Source organism: Mycobacterium haemophilum DSM 44634, from assembly GCF_000340435.2.
GTDB lineage: Bacteria > Actinomycetota > Actinomycetes > Mycobacteriales > Mycobacteriaceae > Mycobacterium > Mycobacterium haemophilum.
In genome coordinates this window covers 418,507-438,158 of record NZ_CP011883.2, presented here as the reverse complement: position 1 = coordinate 438,158, position 19,652 = coordinate 418,507, and the positions used below count along the sequence as shown (strand labels likewise).

Annotated in this window: 16 protein-coding genes and 1 pseudogene; 11 read left to right on the top strand and 6 right to left on the bottom strand. The window is 65.2% G+C overall.

Annotated elements, in window-relative coordinates; translation table 11 throughout:
* Positions 1-36: 36 nt before the first annotated feature.
* Both ttfA and clpB read right to left on the bottom strand, forming a co-directional pair.
* Positions 37-897 carry a trehalose monomycolate transport factor TtfA gene (gene ttfA, locus B586_RS02015; protein ID WP_047313765.1) on the bottom strand — a complete coding sequence of 287 codons (861 nt, stop codon included), beginning with the start codon at positions 895-897 and terminating at the stop codon, positions 37-39.
* Positions 898-1,018: 121 nt separating this feature from the next.
* Complete coding sequence (gene clpB, locus B586_RS02010) at positions 1,019-3,565, bottom strand: ATP-dependent chaperone ClpB (RefSeq protein WP_054880765.1); 2,547 nt, start codon at positions 3,563-3,565, stop codon at positions 1,019-1,021.
* Positions 3,566-3,989: 424 nt separating this feature from the next.
* On the opposite strand from clpB, the gene B586_RS02000 reads away from it, so the two are divergent.
* Positions 3,990-5,477: a DUF4185 domain-containing protein gene (locus B586_RS02000; protein WP_082607479.1), complete on the top strand. Its 1,488-nt coding sequence runs from the start codon at positions 3,990-3,992 to the stop codon at positions 5,475-5,477.
* A gap of 55 nt (positions 5,478-5,532) precedes the next feature.
* Positions 5,533-6,714 (top strand): FAD-binding oxidoreductase, encoded by a 1,182-nt coding sequence (locus B586_RS01995; RefSeq protein WP_054878851.1) that lies wholly within the window; start codon positions 5,533-5,535, stop codon positions 6,712-6,714.
* Positions 6,715-6,810: 96 nt separating this feature from the next.
* Here the strand turns inward: B586_RS01995 and B586_RS01990 are convergent, their stop codons facing one another.
* Genes B586_RS01990 through dnaK form a run of 4 tightly spaced genes read right to left on the bottom strand, consistent with a single transcriptional unit; the run spans position 6,811 to position 11,008 of the window.
* Positions 6,811-7,206: a heat shock protein transcriptional repressor HspR gene (locus B586_RS01990; RefSeq protein ID WP_047313768.1), complete on the bottom strand. Its 396-nt coding sequence runs from the start codon at positions 7,204-7,206 to the stop codon at positions 6,811-6,813.
* The gene (gene dnaJ / locus B586_RS01985; RefSeq protein WP_047313769.1) at positions 7,206-8,381 is read right to left on the bottom strand and encodes a molecular chaperone DnaJ; all 1,176 of its coding nucleotides are present in this window, start codon (positions 8,379-8,381) and stop codon (positions 7,206-7,208) included. The genes B586_RS01990 and dnaJ overlap by 1 nt, the downstream gene beginning before the upstream one ends.
* A gap of 48 nt (positions 8,382-8,429) precedes the next feature.
* Entirely contained in the window at positions 8,430-9,149 is a 720-nt protein-coding gene (grpE, locus tag B586_RS01980; RefSeq protein WP_047313770.1) for a nucleotide exchange factor GrpE, read from the bottom strand.
* On the bottom strand, positions 9,146-11,008 hold the full coding sequence (gene dnaK, locus B586_RS01975) for a molecular chaperone DnaK (RefSeq protein WP_047313771.1): 1,863 nt from the start codon (positions 11,006-11,008) through the stop codon (positions 9,146-9,148). The genes grpE and dnaK overlap by 4 nt, the downstream gene beginning before the upstream one ends.
* 582 nt (positions 11,009-11,590) lie before the next feature.
* Here dnaK and B586_RS01970 point away from each other — a divergent pair.
* From B586_RS01970 to B586_RS01935, 9 genes and pseudogenes are all read left to right on the top strand, one after another.
* A complete protein-coding gene (locus B586_RS01970; RefSeq protein ID WP_054878852.1) occupies positions 11,591-13,654 on the top strand; it encodes a PE family protein in 2,064 nt (687 codons plus the stop codon).
* 90 nt (positions 13,655-13,744) lie between these two features.
* Positions 13,745-14,389 carry a TetR/AcrR family transcriptional regulator gene (locus tag B586_RS01965; RefSeq protein ID WP_054878853.1) on the top strand — a complete coding sequence of 215 codons (645 nt, stop codon included), beginning with the start codon at positions 13,745-13,747 and terminating at the stop codon, positions 14,387-14,389.
* Positions 14,386-15,063, top strand: a complete 678-nt coding sequence (locus B586_RS01960; protein WP_047316868.1) for an enoyl-CoA hydratase-related protein — start codon at positions 14,386-14,388, stop codon at positions 15,061-15,063. The genes B586_RS01965 and B586_RS01960 overlap by 4 nt, the downstream gene beginning before the upstream one ends.
* A gap of 84 nt (positions 15,064-15,147) precedes the next feature.
* A pseudogene (locus B586_RS01955) lies at positions 15,148-15,396 on the top strand ((2Fe-2S)-binding protein); the annotation flags it as partial.
* Positions 15,397-15,499: 103 nt separating this feature from the next.
* The gene (locus tag B586_RS01950; protein WP_054878854.1) at positions 15,500-16,099 is read left to right on the top strand and encodes a hypothetical protein; all 600 of its coding nucleotides are present in this window, start codon (positions 15,500-15,502) and stop codon (positions 16,097-16,099) included.
* 176 nt (positions 16,100-16,275) lie between these two features.
* The gene (locus tag B586_RS01945; protein WP_047316866.1) at positions 16,276-16,725 is read left to right on the top strand and encodes a helix-turn-helix domain-containing protein; all 450 of its coding nucleotides are present in this window, start codon (positions 16,276-16,278) and stop codon (positions 16,723-16,725) included.
* Positions 16,726-16,738: 13 nt separating this feature from the next.
* On the top strand, positions 16,739-17,170 hold the full coding sequence (locus B586_RS19770) for a PIN domain-containing protein (RefSeq protein ID WP_211141559.1): 432 nt from the start codon (positions 16,739-16,741) through the stop codon (positions 17,168-17,170).
* 14 nt (positions 17,171-17,184) lie between these two features.
* Positions 17,185-17,295, top strand: coding sequence for a VapC50 family PIN domain-containing toxin (locus B586_RS22895; protein WP_470364202.1), 111 nt, complete (start codon positions 17,185-17,187; stop codon positions 17,293-17,295).
* Between the two features lie 421 nt (positions 17,296-17,716).
* Positions 17,717-19,492: an Hsp70 family protein gene (locus B586_RS01935; RefSeq protein WP_054878855.1), complete on the top strand. Its 1,776-nt coding sequence runs from the start codon at positions 17,717-17,719 to the stop codon at positions 19,490-19,492.
* Positions 19,493-19,652: the final 160 nt, after the last annotated feature.

Sequence of the window (19,652 nt, the reverse complement as noted above, 5' to 3'; positions counted from 1 at the left end):
GTCCCGGGCCTGTCCCGGGCCACGCCCGGCGCGCTGTCAGTATTGGTAGTTCGTGGCCTGATGGCCGTTGCGTCCCACCGACGGTGGGCGTCGGATGCCGTCCCAGCGACCCTCGTCACGGCGAATAGGTTCAGCGGGTCGACCGGCCTGAACATCCGAGCCCAGCAACCCGGCGACATCCGACTCGACGCCCCTGGCCGGCGGCAACTCCGCCCGGCCGGCCGGCGCCAACGGACGGCTCGGTGCCGCGTTGCGGGCCGATGCTCCCGCTTCCTGCGGGGTCTCGGCGGGCAGCGGCGGCAATACCCGCAGCAGATCGTTGAATTGGCGCACGGTGCGCAGGCCCTCATCCCACTGGGCGCGCGTGCTGCCGATCGGCATGCTGACCAGCGTCCAGTTCTGTTCGTTCCACATCACCTCGGCGCAGTCAGGTGCGGTGTGCGCGAAGGTGACCATGCGCCGGTCGCAGGCCCGCCGAGCCGCGTCCAGATTGGTGGAGTACACCATCCGCGGCCCAATCGCACCCAGCAGCCAGATGTCGCTCTCTCGTGGCTCTTTAAGCCCCTTGAGCCGCAGGTCGACCACGACGTTGGTGCCCACCTTGCGATGCAGCGCGATCACCGTCGCGACTTCCTCGAGGTCGAAGATGTACACCGCCTCACCGCGGATCTGACCCAACACGACGTTGTGCGCGGGAACATCGCCCACCGTCGACATCACGCCGCGCTGCCACCGCTGCAGGATCTCGGTGGATTCGCGTTCGTAGTCGAATCCGTGCGATCGCGCCCACGATTTACGGCGTCTGCTGCGTCCGCGGCGTCGATCGATGTCGACGTAAAGCAGCACCACCGCGCCGACGAAGCACAGCGCGGAGAGCGTGAACCAAAGCGGGACCATCCCAAGAAGGGTATCTGCTGTGCGGCCGGAATAGAGAACCCGAGCAGGTCACAACCCAGTCACAGGTCGTGGCGATCGCGAGCGCGGCCGAGCCGGGCGAAGCGGGTCGCCACCATCTGGCTCAGCCCAGGACGAGCGAGTCGCCGCCCGGACTCACATTGACCGGAACCACGTCCCCGTCGTGTACCTCGCCGGCCAGCAGCATTTTGGCCAATTGATCGCCGATTGCCTGCTGCACCAGTCGGCGCAATGGCCGGGCGCCATAGACCGGGTCGAATCCGCGCTGTGCCAACCAGCGTTTAGCCGGCATCGACACCTCCAGCTGCAGCCGCCGCTGCGCGAGCCGCTTGCCCAGCTGCTCCAGCTGAATGTCGACGATCCGCACCAGCTCTTCGGGGTTGAGTCCGTCGAAGATCAGTACGTCATCGAGGCGGTTGATGAACTCCGGCTTGAACGCCGCGCGCACCGCCGCCATCACCTGCTCGTCGCTGCCGCCCGACCCCAGGTTGGAGGTCAAAATGAGGATCGTGTTGCGGAAGTCGACCGTGCGACCCTGCCCGTCGGTGAGCCGGCCTTCGTCGAGCACCTGCAGCAGCACATCGAAGACGTCCGGGTGGGCCTTTTCGACCTCATCGAACAGCACCACCGTGTAGGGCCGCCGGCGCACCGCCTCGGTGAGCTGACCGCCCTGGTCGTAGCCGATGTAGCCGGGCGGCGCACCCACCAGACGGGCCACCGAGTGCTTTTCGCCGTACTCGCTCATGTCGATGCGGACCATGGCGCGTTCGTCATCAAACAGGAAGTCGGCCAGCGCCTTGGCCAGCTCGGTCTTGCCGACGCCGGTGGGGCCGAGGAATAAGAACGATCCGGTCGGCCGGTTGGGGTCGGCGACCCCGGCCCGAGAGCGCCGCACCGCATCGGATACAGCCTGCACAGGATTTTTCTGTCCGACCACCCGGCGGCTCAGCTCGTCCTCCATCCGCAGCAGCTTGGCGGTCTCGCCCTCCAACAACCGGCCGGCCGGGATGCCGGTCCACGCTGACACCACGTCGGCGATGTCGTCGGGACCGACCTCTTCCTTGAGCATTTGAGCTTCTTGAGCCCTCGCGGTCGGAGCTGCCGCGTCGAGCTTCTTTTCCACCTCGGGGATGCGCCCGTAGCGCAGTTCGGCTGCCTTGGCCAGGTCACCGTCGCGCTCGGCGCGTTCGGACTCGCCACGCAACGTCTCCAGCTGTTCCTTGAGTTCGCGGACAATGTCGATCGCGTTCTTCTCGTTCTGCCACCTCGTGACTAGCACTGCTAGCTCGGCCTTCTTATCGGCCAGTTCCGCGCGCAACTTCGCCAAGCGCTCCTTGGAGGCCTCGTCCTCTTCTTTGGCCAGCGCCATCTCTTCGATCTCGAGGCGACGCACCAGCCGCTCGACCTCGTCGATCTCGACGGGCCGCGAGTCGATCTCCATGCGTAACCGGCTGGCCGCCTCGTCGACCAGGTCGATGGCCTTGTCCGGCAGGAAGCGGGCGGTGATGTAGCGGTCGGACAGCGTGGCCGCGGCCACCAGCGCAGAGTCGGTGATGCGCACACCGTGGTGCACCTCGTAGCGGTCCTTGAGGCCACGCAGGATGCCGACGGTGTCCTCGACCGACGGCTCGCCGACGAAGACCTGCTGGAAACGCCGCTCCAGCGCGGCATCCTTCTCGATGTATTTGCGGTACTCGTCGAGCGTGGTGGCACCGACCAGACGCAGTTCGCCACGGGCCAGCATCGGCTTGATCATGTTGCCGGCATCCATCGCCGACTCACCGGTCGCACCGGCTCCGACAATGGTGTGCAACTCGTCAATAAACGTGATGATCTGGCCGGCGGAGTTTTTGATGTCGTCGAGCACGGCCTTAAGTCGTTCCTCGAACTCGCCGCGATACTTGGCACCGGCCACCATCGACCCGAGATCCAGCGCCACCACGGTCTTGTCGCGCAGGCTCTCCGGCACATCGCCGGCGACGATGCGCTGAGCCAAGCCCTCCACGATCGCGGTCTTGCCGACACCGGGCTCGCCGATGAGCACCGGGTTGTTCTTGGTGCGACGGGACAGCACCTGCACGACACGACGAATCTCGTTGTCGCGCCCAATAACCGGGTCGAGTTTGCCCTCGCGCGCCCGGGCGGTCAGGTCGGTGGAGTACTTCTCCAACGCTTGATAGGTGGACTCGGGATCGGGGCTGGTGACTCGGGCACTGCCACGCACCTTGACGAACGCCTCGCGCAACGCCTGCGGCGAGGCGCCGTGCCCGGTCAGCAGCTTCGCGACATCGGAGTCGCCCGTGGCCAGCCCCACCATCAGGTGCTCGGTGGACACGTACTCGTCGTCCATCTCGGTCGCCAGCTGTCCAGCGGTGGTGATGGCAGCCAGCGACTCGCGCGACAACTGCGGCTGCGAGCTGGAGCCGCTGGCCTGGGGTAGCCGGTCCAGCAGCCGCTGCGCCTCAGTGCGAACGGCGGCGGGCTCCACACCGACGGCCTCCAGCAGCGGTGCGGCGATCCCGTCGTTCTGCGTGAGCAGCGCCAACAGCAAATGCGCGGGCCTGATCTCGGGATTACCTGCGGACGACGCGGCCTGCAGCGCCGAAGTCAGGGCCGCCTGCGTCTTGGTGGTCGGATTGAAAGAGTCCACGACGATCTCCATTCGGGGTACGTCAAAAATGCTTGTCGGGTTGTTCAACGCCGTCAAGGTTGAGTCTGTTCCACTCAATTTTATCGTGACATTAACCCGGCCTAGCGGGCGGGCTTAGATCCCGTTTGCGCCCTCCCCGGCCGGCTGATCGCCGAGGCAGGCGCATGGTGGCCACGGTCAGGCCCGGGCCACGGTCACCGCGGTGAATTCCAAAGCACTAGCTCGAGATGCAGCCCCCCCCCCCCCCCCGCTAGATCAGATTCGCCGGCGCGGATCACGGGTGCGGTGACTATCTGGGTCGCGACACGGTCACGGATGCATACCCATCAGAACATCACTGATCACAAACATCACACAGGCCACTATCGTCACATCAGCCAATCGCGGGCGTCACCGTGACGTCCTGCCCCGGGGAAGGTATGCCATGTCGGCGTTTCGTCGAATCATTACGGTAGTCGCTGCGTCAGCGGCCGCGGCCGGACTCGTAGTCGCGGTGGGCTTCGCGCCACCGGCTAGCGCCACGCCATGTAGCGCGCCCGAAGCCAACGTCCCGCCACCGGCGGCACCCCCAGCGATGCCCGCGCCGGCACCGATCGTCGAACCACCGACTGGGCGCCGGCCGTCCAACGCGAACGACCATGCGCCGCTGCCCAAGCTGGGGCCGCTAATCGCGTCGTTGTTCAAACCGGCTGCTCCGAATACTCGGTACGCCGCGCCGCTACACCCTCAAGCAGAGGTAGTGCCGCCCGGACCCAACCCTGTTGTCCCGGGACAGCCCCCGAATGCCGGCCAGCTTGTTCCTAACGCACTTCCAGTCCAGCCGCCGGCACCCCGGCCGGAGCCGGGACCACCACCTCCTGCCTCCATCGCGGGGGCACCGACGTCGCTCGTCGAATGGGTGACCGGACCCAACAGCCCAAACAAAACGCTCCAACGTTTCGGCATCTCCGGGACCGACCTCGGGATCCCTTGGGACAATGGCGATCCCGCCAGACCTCAGGTCCTGATGGCTTTTGGCGACAGCTTTGGCTATTGCAGCGTCAAAGGCCAGCAATGGCGATACAACATCTTGTTCCGCAGTTCAGACCACGATCTGTCGCACGGAATCCACGTTGCCGACGGCGTGCCTAACGACAAGTACTCCGGCTCACCGGTGTGGACAACCGGCCTCGCTAAGCAGGTCGTCAACACCATCCATCGGGCGCCGCACGAGACGGGAATCATTCCGACAGCCGCCATCTCCATCGGGAAGACCCAATACATGAACTACATGTCCATCAGGAAATGGGGCCGCGACGGCGAATGGACAACGAACTACTCGGCACTCGCACGATCGCTCGACAATGGCCAAAGTTGGGGGATCTACCCGGGCACCATCCGCGCCGCCTCGCCGGACGCCATCCCCGGGACCAACTTCGTTCCGGGAAACGAAAACTTCCAGATGGGGGCGTTCATGCGGGGTAACGACGGTTATCTCTACTCGTTCGGCACCCCGTCCGGACGCAGCGGTGCGGCGCACCTCTCCCGAGTTCCACAGAACTTTGTGCCGGACCTCACCAAGTACGAATACTGGAACGGCGACGGCGGCGGACACTGGGTCCCCAACAATCCAGGAGCGGCGACGCCGGTGTTCCCGGGTCCGGTGGGCGAAATGTCAGCCCAATACAACAGCTATCTGCAGCAATATCTCGTGCTCTACAGCAACGGCGGCAGCAACGACGTTGTGGCGCGAACAGCGCCGGCGCCGCAAGGACCATGGAGTCCAGAGCAGCCGCTGGTGTCGTCGTTCCAGATGCCTGGCGGCATCTACGCGCCGATGATCCATCCCTGGTCGTCGGGTCGAGACCTGTACTTCAATCTGTCGCTGTGGTCGGCGTACGACGTCGTGTTGATGCACACCGTGCTGCCCTAGCAGCTGCGTAAATCCGCTGCTGGCCGGCGTTGCGGCGGGCTTAGAATCGAGGTCCGTGAGCTTAGACAACAGGGATGCATTACGCGTGTTACGCGACGTCTTCGCGCAGGAGGACCTGGACCGGGCAAACGAAACCAACGAACTCGTCCGGAAGTTCTATACTCACTGGTTTGCCCTCGACGCCTCGGTACGCGACCTGTTCCCGCCTGAAATGGATGGCCAGCGAGCAACTTTCGCCCACGCACTGCACTGGGTATACAGCGAGCTGGCTGCCCAGCGTGCGGAAGAGCCGGTGACCTTTCTTGCCCAGCTTGGCCGCGACCACCGCAAATATGGTGTGCTGCCAAGCCATTACGAGACATTGCGCCGCGCTCTGTACACCACGTTGCGCACTCGTCTGGGCGAAGCGTGGACCGATGCCGTCCACGACGCGCTCAGTCAGTCACTCAACCTGATCACCGGGGTAATGAGCGGCGCCGCTGACGCCGACGAGGGACCCGCCTGGTGGGACGCAACGGTCACTGAACACATTCGGGTGTCACGGGATCTCGCAGTCGTTCGGCTGCGACTAGACCGGCCAATGCACTATTACCCCGGCCAGTACGTCAACGTCCACATTCCGCAATGCCCGCGCCGTTGGCGATACCTCAGCCCCGCCATTCCTGCTGCCTCAGACGGCGCGATCGAGTTCCATGTCCGTGTGGTCCCCGGCGGCTTGGTCAGCACCGCCATCGTCGGCGAAACTCGGCCCGGCGACCGGTGGCGGTTGTCCAGTCCGCACGGCGCAATGCGGGTCGATCGCGACGGCGGGGACGTGCTGATGGTGGCCGGCAGCACCGGTCTGGCACCGCTGCGGGCGCTGATTGTGGACCTCAGCCGCTTCGCCGTGAACCCACGGGTCCACCTGTTCGTCGGCGCACGCTACCGCTGCGAGCTCTACGACCTGCGCACGCTATGGCAGGTCGCCGCGCACTGTCCGTGGCTGGCGGTCTCACCAGTATCGGAGTACCGCCAAGACCCGTCCTGGGCCGCCGATTACCCCGACGTCTCGGCGCCGCGTGGCCTGCATGTGCACCAAACCGGCCGGCTCCCTGACGTGGTGACCAAATACGGCGGTTGGGGCGACCGACAGATCCTGATCTGCGGCGGACCGGCCATGGTGCGCGCGACCAAGGCCGCTCTGATCGCCAAAGGCGCTCCGCCAGAACGCATTCAGCACGATCCGTTGTCACGCTAGCTGAGCAGTTCTCGATTCGCGGGTAGGTGACCTAGCCCGGTTGGCCCGCATCACCGTCGGCGCCCAACAGCCCGCGAGTGCCCCGGCGCCGCCCGCCTAGCGCGGCTTTCGCGGCTGCCAGAGGACCAGCGCTGTGCTCTTGGGTACCACCGCGAGATCGCGGCGCTGGTTGGCACGCAACACCACCAACTCATCGGTCAATTCCTGCAGCTTCAACTGCAGCGCATCAACCTGATTGGTCAGCTCGATGATGCGCTTGATGCCAGCGAGGTTAACCCCCTCGTCCTGCGAGAGTCGCTGTACCTGGCGCAGCAGCTCGACGTCATGCTGCGAATAACGACGCCCACCACCGGAAGTCCGGCTCGGGCTGACCAGCCCGAGCCGATCGTAGGTGCGCAAGGTCTGCGCATGCATGCCGGCCAGCTCGGCAGCCACCGAGATCAAGAACGTCCGGGATTCTTGCTTTCTGGGGTCTCGAGAGTTTCTAGCCATCACCGATTACCTGCCCATCCCGCCCGCGGGTTAAACCCACTTGACCGCTCGGCGGCCGCATAGGCCTCCAGCGCCTGTTGCGCGGCACCTTCCAAGTTCGGCGGGACCGCCACTTTAACGGTGACAAGTAAGTCCCCATGGCCACCGCTGCGTTTAGGTACACCGCGTCCTCGCACCCGCAGGATACGGCCATCGGCGGTACCTTTAGGCACCCGGACGCCGACGGTTCCGTCCAGTGTGGGCACGGAAAGCGTTGAGCCCAAAGCCAGTTCGGTGAAGCTAACCGGAATGGTCACGGTGAGGTCGTCGCCGTCTCGACCAAAGATCTTGTCTGGCCGCACATGCACGGTCACATACAGATCACCCGACGGGGCACCGCGCAACCCGGCCTCGCCCTGCCCTGCCAGCCGGATCCGTTGTCCGTCTTCGACACCGGGCGGGATCCGCACATTGATGGTGCGGGTACGGGTGGTGACGCCGGTGCCTTTGCACTCGTCGCAAGGGTGCTCGATGATCGACCCACTGCCCCGACATTCGGTGCAGGGCTCGGAGAAGCCGAACGCGCCCTGGTTACGGTTGATCACGCCGGAGCCGCTGCAATTGGGGCACACTTTCGGACTGGTGCCCGGCCGCGCACCGCTGCCATGGCAGTTAGTGCACGGCGCCGGGCTGGTCAGCCGCAGCGGCATCGCTACGCCTTGGGCCGCCTCGACGAAATCCAAGTCCGTCTCGGTCTCCAGGTCGTTGCCGCGTCGCGGCCGACTGGGGCGGGTGCTGGCGCCGCGTCCGAACAAGCCACCGAACAGGTCACCGATGTTGGTGCCGCCGGTTCGACTGGCAGCATCGAACAAATCGTTGAGGTTGAACTCGGCCCCGTCGCCGCCCATTCCAAAGCCGCCGAAGCTACCGTCGAACCGACGACCACCTAACCCGCCACCGGCGAACAGCCGGCGAGTTTCGTCGTACTCTTTGCGCTTGACCGGATCCGACAACACGTTGTGCGCCTCCGACACCGCCTTGAACCGTTCGCCGGCGGCGGGATTGTCGGGGTTCGCGTCGGGATGTAGGTCGCGCGCCAACTTCCGATAGGCGCGTTTAATCTCTTCGGGACTGGCGTCAGAGGAGACGCCTAGCTCCTTGTAGAAGTCCTTTTCGACCCATTCACGCTGGGCCATATCGCGTCACCCCCTCACCGTCCTCTTTGTGTTGTACTAATTCCTCTACTAATTGTCTTGATTCTGGGCCCTATTCACCTGCGGTGTCGCGTTATCGTCCGGGTCGGCTTGCTCGGTTTCGGCAGTGCCGTCGACGGGTTCAGCGGTGGCGACCGTCTCGGCACCGTCGGCGGCCATCGTGTCGACCACCCCGACCAGGGCGTGCCGCAGCACTTGCTCGCCCAGTTTGTAGCCGTGCCGTAGGACGTCACCGATCACCGGCTTAGAGCCTTGCCCACCGTCGCCCTCATGCTGCACGGCTTCGTGCAGCACCGGGTCGAAGTCTTCGCCCTCGGCACCAAACGCCACCAGCCCGAGCCCGGTCAATGCGCTCATCAGCTTGTCGGCGACCGACTTCAGCGGACCCGAGTCCAGATCGCCGTGCTTGCGTGCCCGATCGAGATCGTCGAGCACGCCCAGCAGTTGGCTGATAACGGTGGCCTTGGCGCGATCCGCAGCCGCCTGCTGATCGCGCAGCGCTCGCTTACGGTAGTTGGCGAAGTCGGCCTGTACCCGTTGCAGATCGCTAGTCAGCTCAGCAACTTTGTCGATCGTCGTGTCGGTCGTGTCGGCGCTCTGGTCCGCCAGGCCAGCCGGCTCGCTCCCTCCCGGCATGTCGCCGGGAGGGATGTGCCGCACTTCGCCAGTCTCGGGATCGATCCGCCGTTTGTCGGTGACCGTCACCTGTTCGTGTGGATTGCTATCCGCGTTTTGATTTCCTTGGGTCACTTGGACTCCCGGTCGTCGTCGACCACCTCCGCGTCCACCACATCGTCAGCAGACCTCGATCCGCCGGGCGAGGAGGCCGCGTCGCCGGCCGGCGACGCGGCCTGAGTGGCCTCATAGATCGCCTGCCCCAGCGCCTGAGACTCCTGGCCCAGCTTCTCCATCGCCGACTTGATCGCGGCGATGTCGGTACCGCCGAGCGCCGTCTTGGCTTCTGCCACAGCGGCATCCACCTTGTTCAGGGTGTCTTCGGGAACCTTCGAACCACCTTCGGCTTCCCGTTGTTCCTTGACGAATTTCTCCGTCTGGTACACCAGCGTCTCGGCCTGGTTGCGGACGTCGGCCTCCTCGCGACGCTTGCGGTCCTCCTCGGCGTGCGCCTCGGCGTCTTTGATCATCCGGTCGATCTCCTCCTTGGACAAGCCGGAGCCTTCCTGGATTTTGATCGTGTTCTCCTTGCCGGTGCCCTTGTCCTTGGCCGTGACGTGCACGATGCCGTTGGCGTCGATGTCGAAGGTGACCTCGATCTGCGGGACACCACGCGGAGCCGGCGGAATACCGGTCAGCTCGAAGGAGCCGAGCAGTTTGTTGTGCGAGGCGATTTCGCGCTCACCCTGGTACACCTGGATCTGCACCGACGGCTGGTTGTCGTCGGCGGTGGTGAAGGTCTCCGAGCGCTTGGTGGGGATCGTGGTGTTGCGCTCGATGAGCTTGGTCATCACACCGCCCTTGGTCTCGATACCCAGGCTCAGCGGCGTAACATCGAGCAGCAGAACGTCTTTCACCTCACCCTTGAGGACACCGGCCTGCAACGCGGCGCCAACGGCCACGACCTCGTCGGGGTTGACACCCTTATTGGGCTCCTTGCCACCGGTAAGTTCCTTGACCAGATCGGTCACCGCGGGCATCCGGGTCGAACCGCCCACCAGCACGACGTGATCGATCTCAGAAACCGAGATACTGGCGTCCTTAATCACCGACTGGAACGGCTGACGGGTGCGGTCCAGCAGATCCTGTGTGATGCGCTGGAATTCAGCGCGGGTCAGCTGCTCGTCGAGGAACAGCGGGTTCTTGTCCGCGTCGACGGTGATGTAGGGCAGGTTAATCGAGGTGCTCTGGCTCGAGCTGAGCTCGATCTTGGCCTTCTCGGCGGCCTCACGCAGCCGCTGCATGGCCATCTTGTCCTTGGTCAGGTCAATACCGCTGGTGCCCTTGAACTTATCGACGAGCCAGTTGACGATACGGTCGTCCCAGTCGTCGCCACCGAGGTGGTTGTCACCACTGGTGGCACGCACCTCGACCACGCCCTCGCCAATTTCGAGCAACGAGACATCGAAGGTGCCACCACCCAGATCGAACACCAGGATGGTCTGTTCGTGCTCACCCTTGTCCAGGCCGTAGGCCAGCGCCGCGGCGGTCGGTTCGTTGACGATCCGCAGTACGTTCAAGCCGGCGATCTGGCCGGCTTCCTTGGTGGCCTGGCGCTGGGCGTCATTGAAGTAGGCGGGGGTGGTGATGACCGCGTCGGTGATGTCCTCACCGAGGTAGGCCTCGGCGTCGCGCTTCAGCTTCATCAGAACGCGGGCGCTGATCTCCTGCGCGGTGTATTTCTTGCCGTCGATCTCGATGGACCAGTCACTGCCCATGTGCCGCTTGACCGACCGGATGGTGCGGTCGACGTTGGTAACCGCCTGGTTTTTGGCGGGCTGGCCGACGAGCACCTCGCCGTTACGCGCGAACGCGACAATTGACGGAGTGGTCCTCGACCCCTCGGAGTTGGCAACGACGACGGGGTCGCCACCCTCCAGAATGGAGACGACGGAGTTAGTGGTCCCGAGGTCGATGCCGACCGCACGAGCCATGGTGATTCCTCCTGAGTAGTAGAGCTTTTGTCGTGCACTATGCTGAGTGAACCCGGCTCAAGCCTGCGCCTGTAGCCGCGGTGCTGTCAACTCAGGCTTGAGTCTATCCCACTCAACTTGTCGCTGGGTCAACGCCCCAGCTTCGCGGTTTTGTTCCCAGCTGGTTAAGGTGTCGCAATTTCGTCAGCTCGTCGGATTTCCAGCTAGCTGTCGGCGGCATGCGATAAATCGGATGTTCTGGACTCGTAACATTGCGATAAGTGGTCATTTCACCGGGACTCGGCGTTGAAACTTTGGCTAGGCATCCGACTCCTTAGCGACAGTTACCAACCGACGCACGATTGCAGAAGCTCTAGTCGTCAATAGTTCCAGCCGACACCTGCCCCGACTGCCGACATGAGGTGCCGAGGCCGTGTCGCGGTGAGCCGGTTCGACCCCGCCAGGCGGCGAATCAGGGAACTTTGGCGGAATTAACGCAACACGCAACTTTGTGCAGCATGCTCACCTATTATTGCGGAGCTGCCGATTATTCCCCGTGATGGCACCGCGATGTCCGCGCCGTCATGAACTGGGAGGTATCTGATGTCGTTTGTGATCGCAACTCCGGAGATGGTGGCAGCCGCAGCGGCGGATTTAGCGAATATCGGTTCGACAGTCAGCGCGGCCAACGCCACCGCGGCTGCTCCCACGATCGGGATGCTGGCCGCGGGTGCCGATGAGGTGTCGGCAGCCATCGCGGCGCTGTTCGGTGCGCACGCCCAGGCGTATCAGAAGCTCAGCGCCCAGGCGGCGGCATTTCATAACCAGTTTGTGCAGGCCTTGAATGCGGGTGCGAACACGTATGCGAGTGCGGAAGCCGCCAATGTGTCGCCCTTGCAGACCCTCGAGCAAGATCTGCTGGGCGTGATCAATGCGCCCACCGAGTTGCTGCTGAATCGCCCGCTGATTGGCCCTGGCGCCGACGGCGGAACCGTCAACGGAGTGGGCCAACCTGGACAGGCCGGGGGGCTGCTATTCGGCAACGGCGGAGCCGGTGGTGCGAGCACGGCCACCGGAGTGGCCGGTGGCGCGGGCGGTGCCGCGGGGCTGTTCGGCCAGGGCGGCGCTGGCGGCCAAGGCGGGCCCGGCGCGGCCGGTGGAGCCGGCGGCGCCGGCGGGTGGATCGCGGGCAACGGCGGCGCCGGCGGCCTCGGTGGAGTCGGAGTGGCCAGCATCAACGGCGGCATCGGGGGTGCGGGCGGCATCGGCGGCAGCACCTGGCTTATCGGCGACGGCGGGGCAGGAGGGATCGGCGGAACGGGGCTAGCCGGGGCAGACAATGTTGCCCCCACCGTCAGCCCCGCAGCGTCTGCGTCCGGTGCGCTAGTCGCCGGTCAGGACGGCGGCAGCGGTACGGTAACGCCGCCGCCCCCCGCCTCGGGCGGTGCCGCTTCAGTCATCGGCAGCGATGGCGCCCCGGGCAGCAACGCGACAGGCAGCATTCTTTCTGGCGGCGACGGTAGCGCCGGCGGTGTCGGCGGTCACGGCGGCGCCGCCGGCCTGCTGGCAGGCAACGGTGGTGCCGGCGGCGCCGGCGGCACTGGCGGGGCGGGCGGCGTAGCAGGCCCCGCAGATGGCGGCGGCGCGGGTAATCCTGGCACCTCGGTTTCGCTGTCCAAGGGCGTCGGTGCCCTAGCGCAGGCCGGCGCCGGCGGCAACGGCGGCAGCGGCGGCGACGCGTCAGGTAACGCTGGCTACGGCGGCGCTGGAGGTGCCGGTGGGGCCGGCGGCGCCTCCTCGCTGTTATTCGGTAACGGCGGCGCTGGCGGAGCCGGCGGCACAGGAGGAGCCGGCGGCACGGGTACCGCCGGGGGTGCGGGCGGCTTCGGCGGCCACGGCGGCACCGCGACGCTCACCGGCAACAGCAGCAACAGCACCGCTATCGGCGGCAGCGGCGGCGCCGGCGGGGACGGCGGCAACACGTCAAGTAATGGTGGTAACGGCGGCGCCGGCGGGGACGGCGGGGCCGGTGCTGCCTCCTCGGCGCTGCTATTCGGCAACGGCGGCGCTGGCGGTGTGGGCGGGGCCGGCGGTGTGGGCGGGGCCGGCGGCGCCGCTGGGGCGGGCGGCACCGGCGGTGGCGGCGGTGACGTGCAGATTCTGGGCAGCAGCAACGTCAACAAGGGTGTCACCGGCGCCGGCGGCAACAATCTCGCTGACTCCGGTGGCGCCGGCGGCAACGCGACGGGTCACGGTGGTACTGGGGGCAACGGTGGCGCGGGTGGCACTGGCGGCAGCACCTCAGCGCTGTTCGGCAACGGCGGCAATGCCGGCGCCGGCGGCGCGGGAGCCGCGGGCGGTGCCGGAGGCGCTGGCGGTGCGGGCGGCGACGGCGGCTCCGCAGGCAGCGGCGTTCTTGCCCACAAAGCCGCTGGAAACAACATCATCCTTGGCGACCCCGGGACCGGCGGGACCGGCGGATCGGGCGGCGCCGGCGGGGACGGCGGTAACGGCGGGGCCGGCGCCGCAGGCGGACACGGCGGGATACTCTTTGGCACGCCCGGCACCAGCACCGCTACCGCTGCGGGCGGTGCGGCCGGCGCTCACGGCGCTACCGGGACCCACGGTCAGCCCGGCGCGTCGGGCACAGTGATCATCGAAGGTTGAGCTAGCGACAGCGCTCTCTTGCCTACGCCATCGTGGCGGCGTCAATGGTGCACCGATACTAGAGCAGTCGCTCTGTTACTGTGGGGCGCGATGCCTCGTCCCCGTGTGCATGACCCGGATCGGGTTCTAGATGCCGCCGAGTCGTTGGCTGTCGCGTCTGGGCCGGCCGCGGTGACCATCCGTGCGATTAGCGCGGCGATCGGCGTCTCCAATGGCGCCGTCTATCACACGTTCGCGTCGCGTGCGGCGCTGATGGGTCGGGTATGGCTGCGGGCGGGACACCGATTCCTGGAGACGCAAACCGCATTGGTTGATCAGGCCCTGTCGACGTCGGGACGGCGGGCCGGAGTCGAGGCTGTGGTGGCTGCCGCCGATGCACCGGTCGTCTTTGCCGAGCAGTATCCAGACTCCTCCCGACTGCTACTGACGGTGCGCCGGGAAGAACTGCTCAAACCGGGCCTGCCCAACGAGATCGAAGTTGAGCTCCGCGATCTCGACGCATTACTGGTCGGTTTGATGATTCGGCTCGCGGTCACCGTCTGGGACCGCAAAGACGCCGGTGCCGTCGACACGATCACGACATGCATCGTCGATCTGCCGACAGCGATCCTGCTACGCCGTGACCGGCTGGGCAACACGACGGCACGAGAGCATCTCCATGCAGCGGTACGCGCGGTTCTCGAGGTCGGACCACCACCGCACAGTGACCAACAGCAGAAAGGAAGAACCCGATGACCATCGGCCTGAACTACGATGAAAAGATCGCCATCTTTGAACTTGGCGATGACGAAAACCGGTTCACACCTGTCTTTCTCGACGAAATCAACTCCTGCCTCGATGAGATCATCGCCAGCGGTGCCAGCGGCTTGGTGACGACGGCGCTGGGCAAGTTCTATTCCAATGGGCTGGACCTGGACTGGCTGTCCGCACACGGTGACCAGACTCACTGGTATGTCGGCCGGGTGCAGGGACTCCTGGCTCGCCTCCTCACGCTGCCCATTCCTACTGCAGCGGCCGTTGTTGGCCACGCGTTCGGTGCCGGGGCAATGTTGGCCATGGCTCACGATTTTCGGGTTATGCGCGCTGACCGCGGCTACTTCTGCTTTCCCGAAGTGGACATCCGCGTCCCGTTCACGCCCGGCATGGCCGCGCTGATCCAAGCCAAACTTGCTCCCCAGGCAGCGACCGCTTCGATGACCACCGGGCGCCGGTTCGGCGGCGGCGAAGCCGCCGGCCTCGGAATTGTCGACAGCACGGCGGCCGAGGATGCCGTGACCGCCGCGGCAGTCGACCTGCTTCGTCCGCTCGGCGGCAAGGACCCCGGCACCCTGGGCGCCATCAAGCAGACCATGTTCGGCCACGTCGTGGCTGCTCTTACCGCCAATTCCTATGAGCCGAAAGTGAATTGACATCACGTTGGTTCGTCCCGCGGCCGGTCGATATCGCGTCCGCTGGCGAGGTCGTCACAGTCGACCGACCGCTCAGATACGCTGTCGCCCGACGGCACCTTGTCAGCGGTGCAGTCGGCGTTGTGGGAATGCCACGGGCTGCAATGCGGCTTCTGCACGCCGGGTGTCGTGATGTCACTGACCGCATTGCTGCGTGACAATCCTGCCCCCACCGACGACCAGATACGCGCCGGCCTGTCCGGGAACTTCTGCCGGCACACCGGTTATCAAGGCATCGTCGCTGCGGCTCATCGCGCCGCAGCGATGACGGCTGGGTCCGTGCCGCAGCGGTAACACTTTGTCATCGGCGCCGTTCCAAAAAGGCGTCACCGCAGTAACTTGCGTCACCTCATGCGTAACCTGACTGCCGGTGTCTCAAAATTTTGGGGAGTAGCGCGTGCGGTTTTCGCAAAAGACACGGCGGAGTCTGGCCGGTGGCTCGCTGCTGCTCGCCGCCGTGCTGGCCAGTCCTATGCTGATCGACGGCTGCAGCTCCATCATCGAGGGCAAGCCGGTCGCCATCATCGAGGGCAAGCCGGTCGCCGTGCCGGGAACGGGACCAACTGAACCGTCCTTCCCCACACCCAGGTCGACGCCACCGACCACCAGAAGCCCTAACGCGGCCCCACCCAGCGCACCGGCAGGCCCGGCCGGCGCGATCCCGCTCCCGCCCGACCAGAACGGTTATGTCTTTATCGAAACCAAGTCCGGAGTGACGCGCTGCCAGATCAGCACCACCAGCGTCGGGTGCGAGGCACCTTTCACCCACTCCCCTATGCAGGATGGCGAGCACGCCAACGGCGTCAACGTCACCGCGAACGGATCCGTGCAGTGGGTGCTGGGCAACCTCGGGGCCATCCCCACCGTCACCATCGACTACAAGATCTACGCCGCGCAGGGCTGGACGATCGACGCGACTGCGGATGGCACCCGGTTCACGAACAATCGCACTGGACATGGCATGTTCGTCAGCATCGACAAGGTCGACACGTTCTAGGCGGCACGGGTCACGTCGCCGGTTGGGACCGCAATAGGACCGTAGCGGCGTACTTGATGTCGGCCTCCAGGCTGTCGGCAACGTCGCGCAGATCGTCATCAAACAACTCCGCGCGCTGTGCGTGCCAGTCAGGCCCAGTTCTCGACTTTTCGTTTCTTTCGTTTTAACCTGGGCGTATGTCCGCCATGCTTACCGTTGAAGAACGGACCGTGCTACCACCCGAGGAGCCTAGAGACCTCACGCCGCTAGTTGAGGCACTCGCGTGTGAGCAGGTTTCCGTATGCGGCATTAATGGCCGTCCGCTTGTCCTGCCCGAGCCGGTGCGTGAGGCACTGTTCAACGTGGTGAATGCGATGGCGCACGGCAGGGCCATCACTCTCGTACCGCGACAGCAGAAGCTGACCACCCAGGAGGCAGCCGACTTGTTAAACATCTCCCGTCCGACGCTGGTCAAACTCCTCGAAGAAGGCCGTATTCCGTTTGAGAAGCCAGGTCGGCATCGCAAGGTCAGCCTCGATGCGCTACTGGAGTACCAGGAGAAGACGCGGGCCAACCGGCACGCCGCCCTAGACGAGCTAACCCGGGACTCGGCCGGCGAAATCACCGCAATCCTCAAGGCGCAGTAGGAGGTAAGCGGGTATGGCGTTTCCAGTGGTGTTGGACGCTTGTGTGCTCGCTCGCTATCCACTCGTTGATGTGCTGCTGCGGCTAGCTAATGAAGGCATCTATCGGCCCCTCTGGTCGCATGACACCTTAATTGAGACACGTCGCACCATGGTCGAAAAGCTCGGTGTGGCAGCGGAATTTGCTGATAAGCGGCTCAATACGATGCGGCAACACTTCATTGACGCCGAAGTCACCGGGTACCAGGAGCTCATCGACGCGATGCGGAACAATGAAAAGGACCGCCATGTGCTCGCTGCAGCGGTCAGGGAACGTGCCGAAGTCATCGTCACCACCGATCACACGGGCTTTCCAACTGAAGCCGTCGAACCATACAACATCGAGGTATCCCACCCCGACGACTTCTGCTCGACCAGATTGACCTCTATGAATATGCCACCCATATAGCCCTTTGTCGGCTCATGGCCGCTTGGACGAACCCATCCTTCACCGCACACCAGCTTCTCGACGCGTTAGCCGCTACGGCGCCGAAGTTCGCAGCTGAGGCGCGTCGGCTGTTTCCGCTCGGCTAACCGCACAGCGGCAGTTGACAGGTGGTGTCAGTACCATCGGTGCGGTGGCACGCTACGGCCCACCGGACGATTTCACAACCAGCCGACGCAGTACGCGAACGTCGGCCGGGGCGGATACCCACCATCCGATCCACCGCCCACAGCCCCCAACCCAGCAACCCACGCATCAGCTGCCTCGGCGGCCACATCTGCCGCCGCTACCGTCGGTCATCACTATTCCTGAGGTGCCGACGGTGATTACCCTGCCGCCTGGCCTCACCGACATGGGCTAGTCGCACACGTCGCGGCCAGATCAAGGTTTAGCCGCCGATCGGTAGCCGCCCGCGCGGCCGGGACTGGCACCGGGCCCTGGCCGATACGATCGGCAGCCGTAGCACACCACGCCGACCACCAGCAAACAACGAACACAGGGGTACCGGATGTGAGCGAGTCACTCGGCTTGTCGATCGGGGCGGCCAACCTGGTCGCGGCCCGGGTAGGCAACGCGCCGGTGAGCCGCAGATCCGTTTTGACACTGTTCGATCATCGGCCCGCCGAAGTCGGTCTGCCGGAGGAAAACCCGAGCCTGACAGAGCCCGGACTGGCGTTGCGGGGATTTGTCGAACGGGTCGGGGACCGGGCTCCGTTGGTGGCGGCCGACGGGACGAAGTACCTCGGCGAAGCGGCGACGGTAGCGGCGCTCGATGCATTGGCGCGCACCGTCGGGCGCGGGACACCGGTCGCTATAGCGATCCCCGCCTATTGGTCCGACGGTCAGTTCATGGCGCTGCGTGAGGCGTTGGTCGCCCAGCCAGCCCTGGCGTCCGACGGCGCGCCTGCCCTGATGATCTCCGACGCTAAGGCCGCGCTCGCAGCGCTGTACGCCAAACCGGGATTCCCGACAGACGGCGTTGTCGCTTTGTGCGACGTTGGCGCTAGCGGCGCCAGCGTCACTTTGGTCAACGTGGGATCGAATGCCGGGTCCAACTTTCAGCAGATCGGTCACACGGTCCGCACCGCCGAGCTCTCCGGTGACGCGATCGATCAGCTCATCCTGACGTGGCTGCGGGCGGGCGGCCCGGATGCCAACACCACCGAGCTCGCCAGCACCGCACGCATGGGGTCGCTGACCAGCCTGCTGGTCGAATGTCGGCGCGCCAAGGAAGAGTTGTCTGCGGCCGCAGCGACCACCATTCGTGCCGGATCATTGGGACCCAACACCGATATTCGGCTGTCTCGCACAGAGTTTGAGCAACTTGTCGCTGGGCCACTGGACCACTTCATCAGCACCGTCGAAGAGACGTTGCAGCGCAACGGGATTCCGCGAGGCAACCTGGCCGCCGCCGCGACCGTCGGCGGTGGCGCAAGCATCCCGCTGCTGACCGCACGATTGGCGGAGCGCTTGCAGGTGCCCATCTTGACTACATCGCAGCCCGCGCTCAGCGCCGCCATCGGTGCGGCGGTGCTCGGTCAGCAGCAATCGTTATCGGGCATGCCGACCACCATGGTCGGCGGCATCGACGCGCCCACCGACTTGGTCGCCCCGCCAACCGAGATGAGCCCATCGGCATGGGCCGCCCAGACCGCTGGCGACGACAAATCGGCTACGTACCGAGCCCTGGCTTGGTCACAGGAAGCCGCTAACGTAGACGAACCGATACCCTACACAGGCCCCGATGTCGCCGACGAGTATAACAGGGAGACAACGGGATTCGGCTATCCAGACGACCAGCGCTATGCGGCCGAAACCGCACCGCTGCCGTGGTACAAACGCACGGTCCTGATCTTCGGGGTGGGGGCCGCGGGCGCAGCCGTGCTGGCAGCCGTGTTGCTGGCGGTGAACGTGGGCCACGGCAAAAACAAGCCCGCCATTCCCACGACCACCGAACCAGCACCACCGCCGCCGTCGCAGACCGTGACCATGACCGGGCCGAACAACAGCCCTACCGTGACGGTGATCCCGCCGCCGCCCACCACCATCACCAGCACGAGCGGGCCAGCGACCACAACATCTAGCCAGCCCGCTACAACGACGACAACCACACCGGCCACGACCATAACCACGACCACCAGCCAGCCGGCAACGACCACTCCGACCACGTCGTCACCGGTGACGACCACTGCACCGCCGCCGACGACCTCGCAACCAACAACATCGGAAACGCCCATCCGGCCCACCCGGCGTGAACCACTCTTTGAGCCCCCGTTTAGGCGCTAACGCACATGCAACGTTGGACCCGTCAAACTCCCCGCGCCTATGCTCGATAAGCACCGACGCGAAGTCGCCACCATAATGGGCAACTTAGGGTTGCCTTTCTCGCGTTGAAACTTGCACAGATGTCACTATGAGCAGGCCAAAGCAAGCAACAACGGCGCCC

Excerpts from the sequence above, each read along its gene's own strand:
- B586_RS01945 (WP_047316866.1), top strand. The coding sequence starts at position 16,276 with ATGTCCGCCATGCTTACCGTTGAAGAACGGACCGTGCTACCACCCGAG.
- B586_RS02000 (WP_082607479.1), top strand. The coding sequence starts at position 3,990 with ATGTCGGCGTTTCGTCGAATCATTACGGTAGTCGCTGCGTCAGCGGCC.
- B586_RS01965 (WP_054878853.1), top strand. The coding sequence starts at position 13,745 with ATGCCTCGTCCCCGTGTGCATGACCCGGATCGGGTTCTAGATGCCGCC.
- B586_RS01970 (WP_054878852.1), top strand. The coding sequence starts at position 11,591 with ATGTCGTTTGTGATCGCAACTCCGGAGATGGTGGCAGCCGCAGCGGCG.
- dnaJ (WP_047313769.1), bottom strand. The coding sequence starts at position 8,381 with ATGGCCCAGCGTGAATGGGTCGAAAAGGACTTCTACAAGGAGCTAGGC.
- ttfA (WP_047313765.1), bottom strand. The coding sequence starts at position 897 with ATGGTCCCGCTTTGGTTCACGCTCTCCGCGCTGTGCTTCGTCGGCGCG.
- B586_RS01960 (WP_047316868.1), top strand. The coding sequence starts at position 14,386 with ATGACCATCGGCCTGAACTACGATGAAAAGATCGCCATCTTTGAACTT.
- dnaK (WP_047313771.1), bottom strand. The coding sequence starts at position 11,008 with ATGGCTCGTGCGGTCGGCATCGACCTCGGGACCACTAACTCCGTCGTC.
- B586_RS01990 (WP_047313768.1), bottom strand. The coding sequence starts at position 7,206 with ATGGCTAGAAACTCTCGAGACCCCAGAAAGCAAGAATCCCGGACGTTC.
- B586_RS19770 (WP_211141559.1), top strand. The coding sequence starts at position 16,739 with ATGGCGTTTCCAGTGGTGTTGGACGCTTGTGTGCTCGCTCGCTATCCA.
- B586_RS22895 (WP_470364202.1), top strand. The coding sequence starts at position 17,185 with ATGGCCGCTTGGACGAACCCATCCTTCACCGCACACCAGCTTCTCGAC.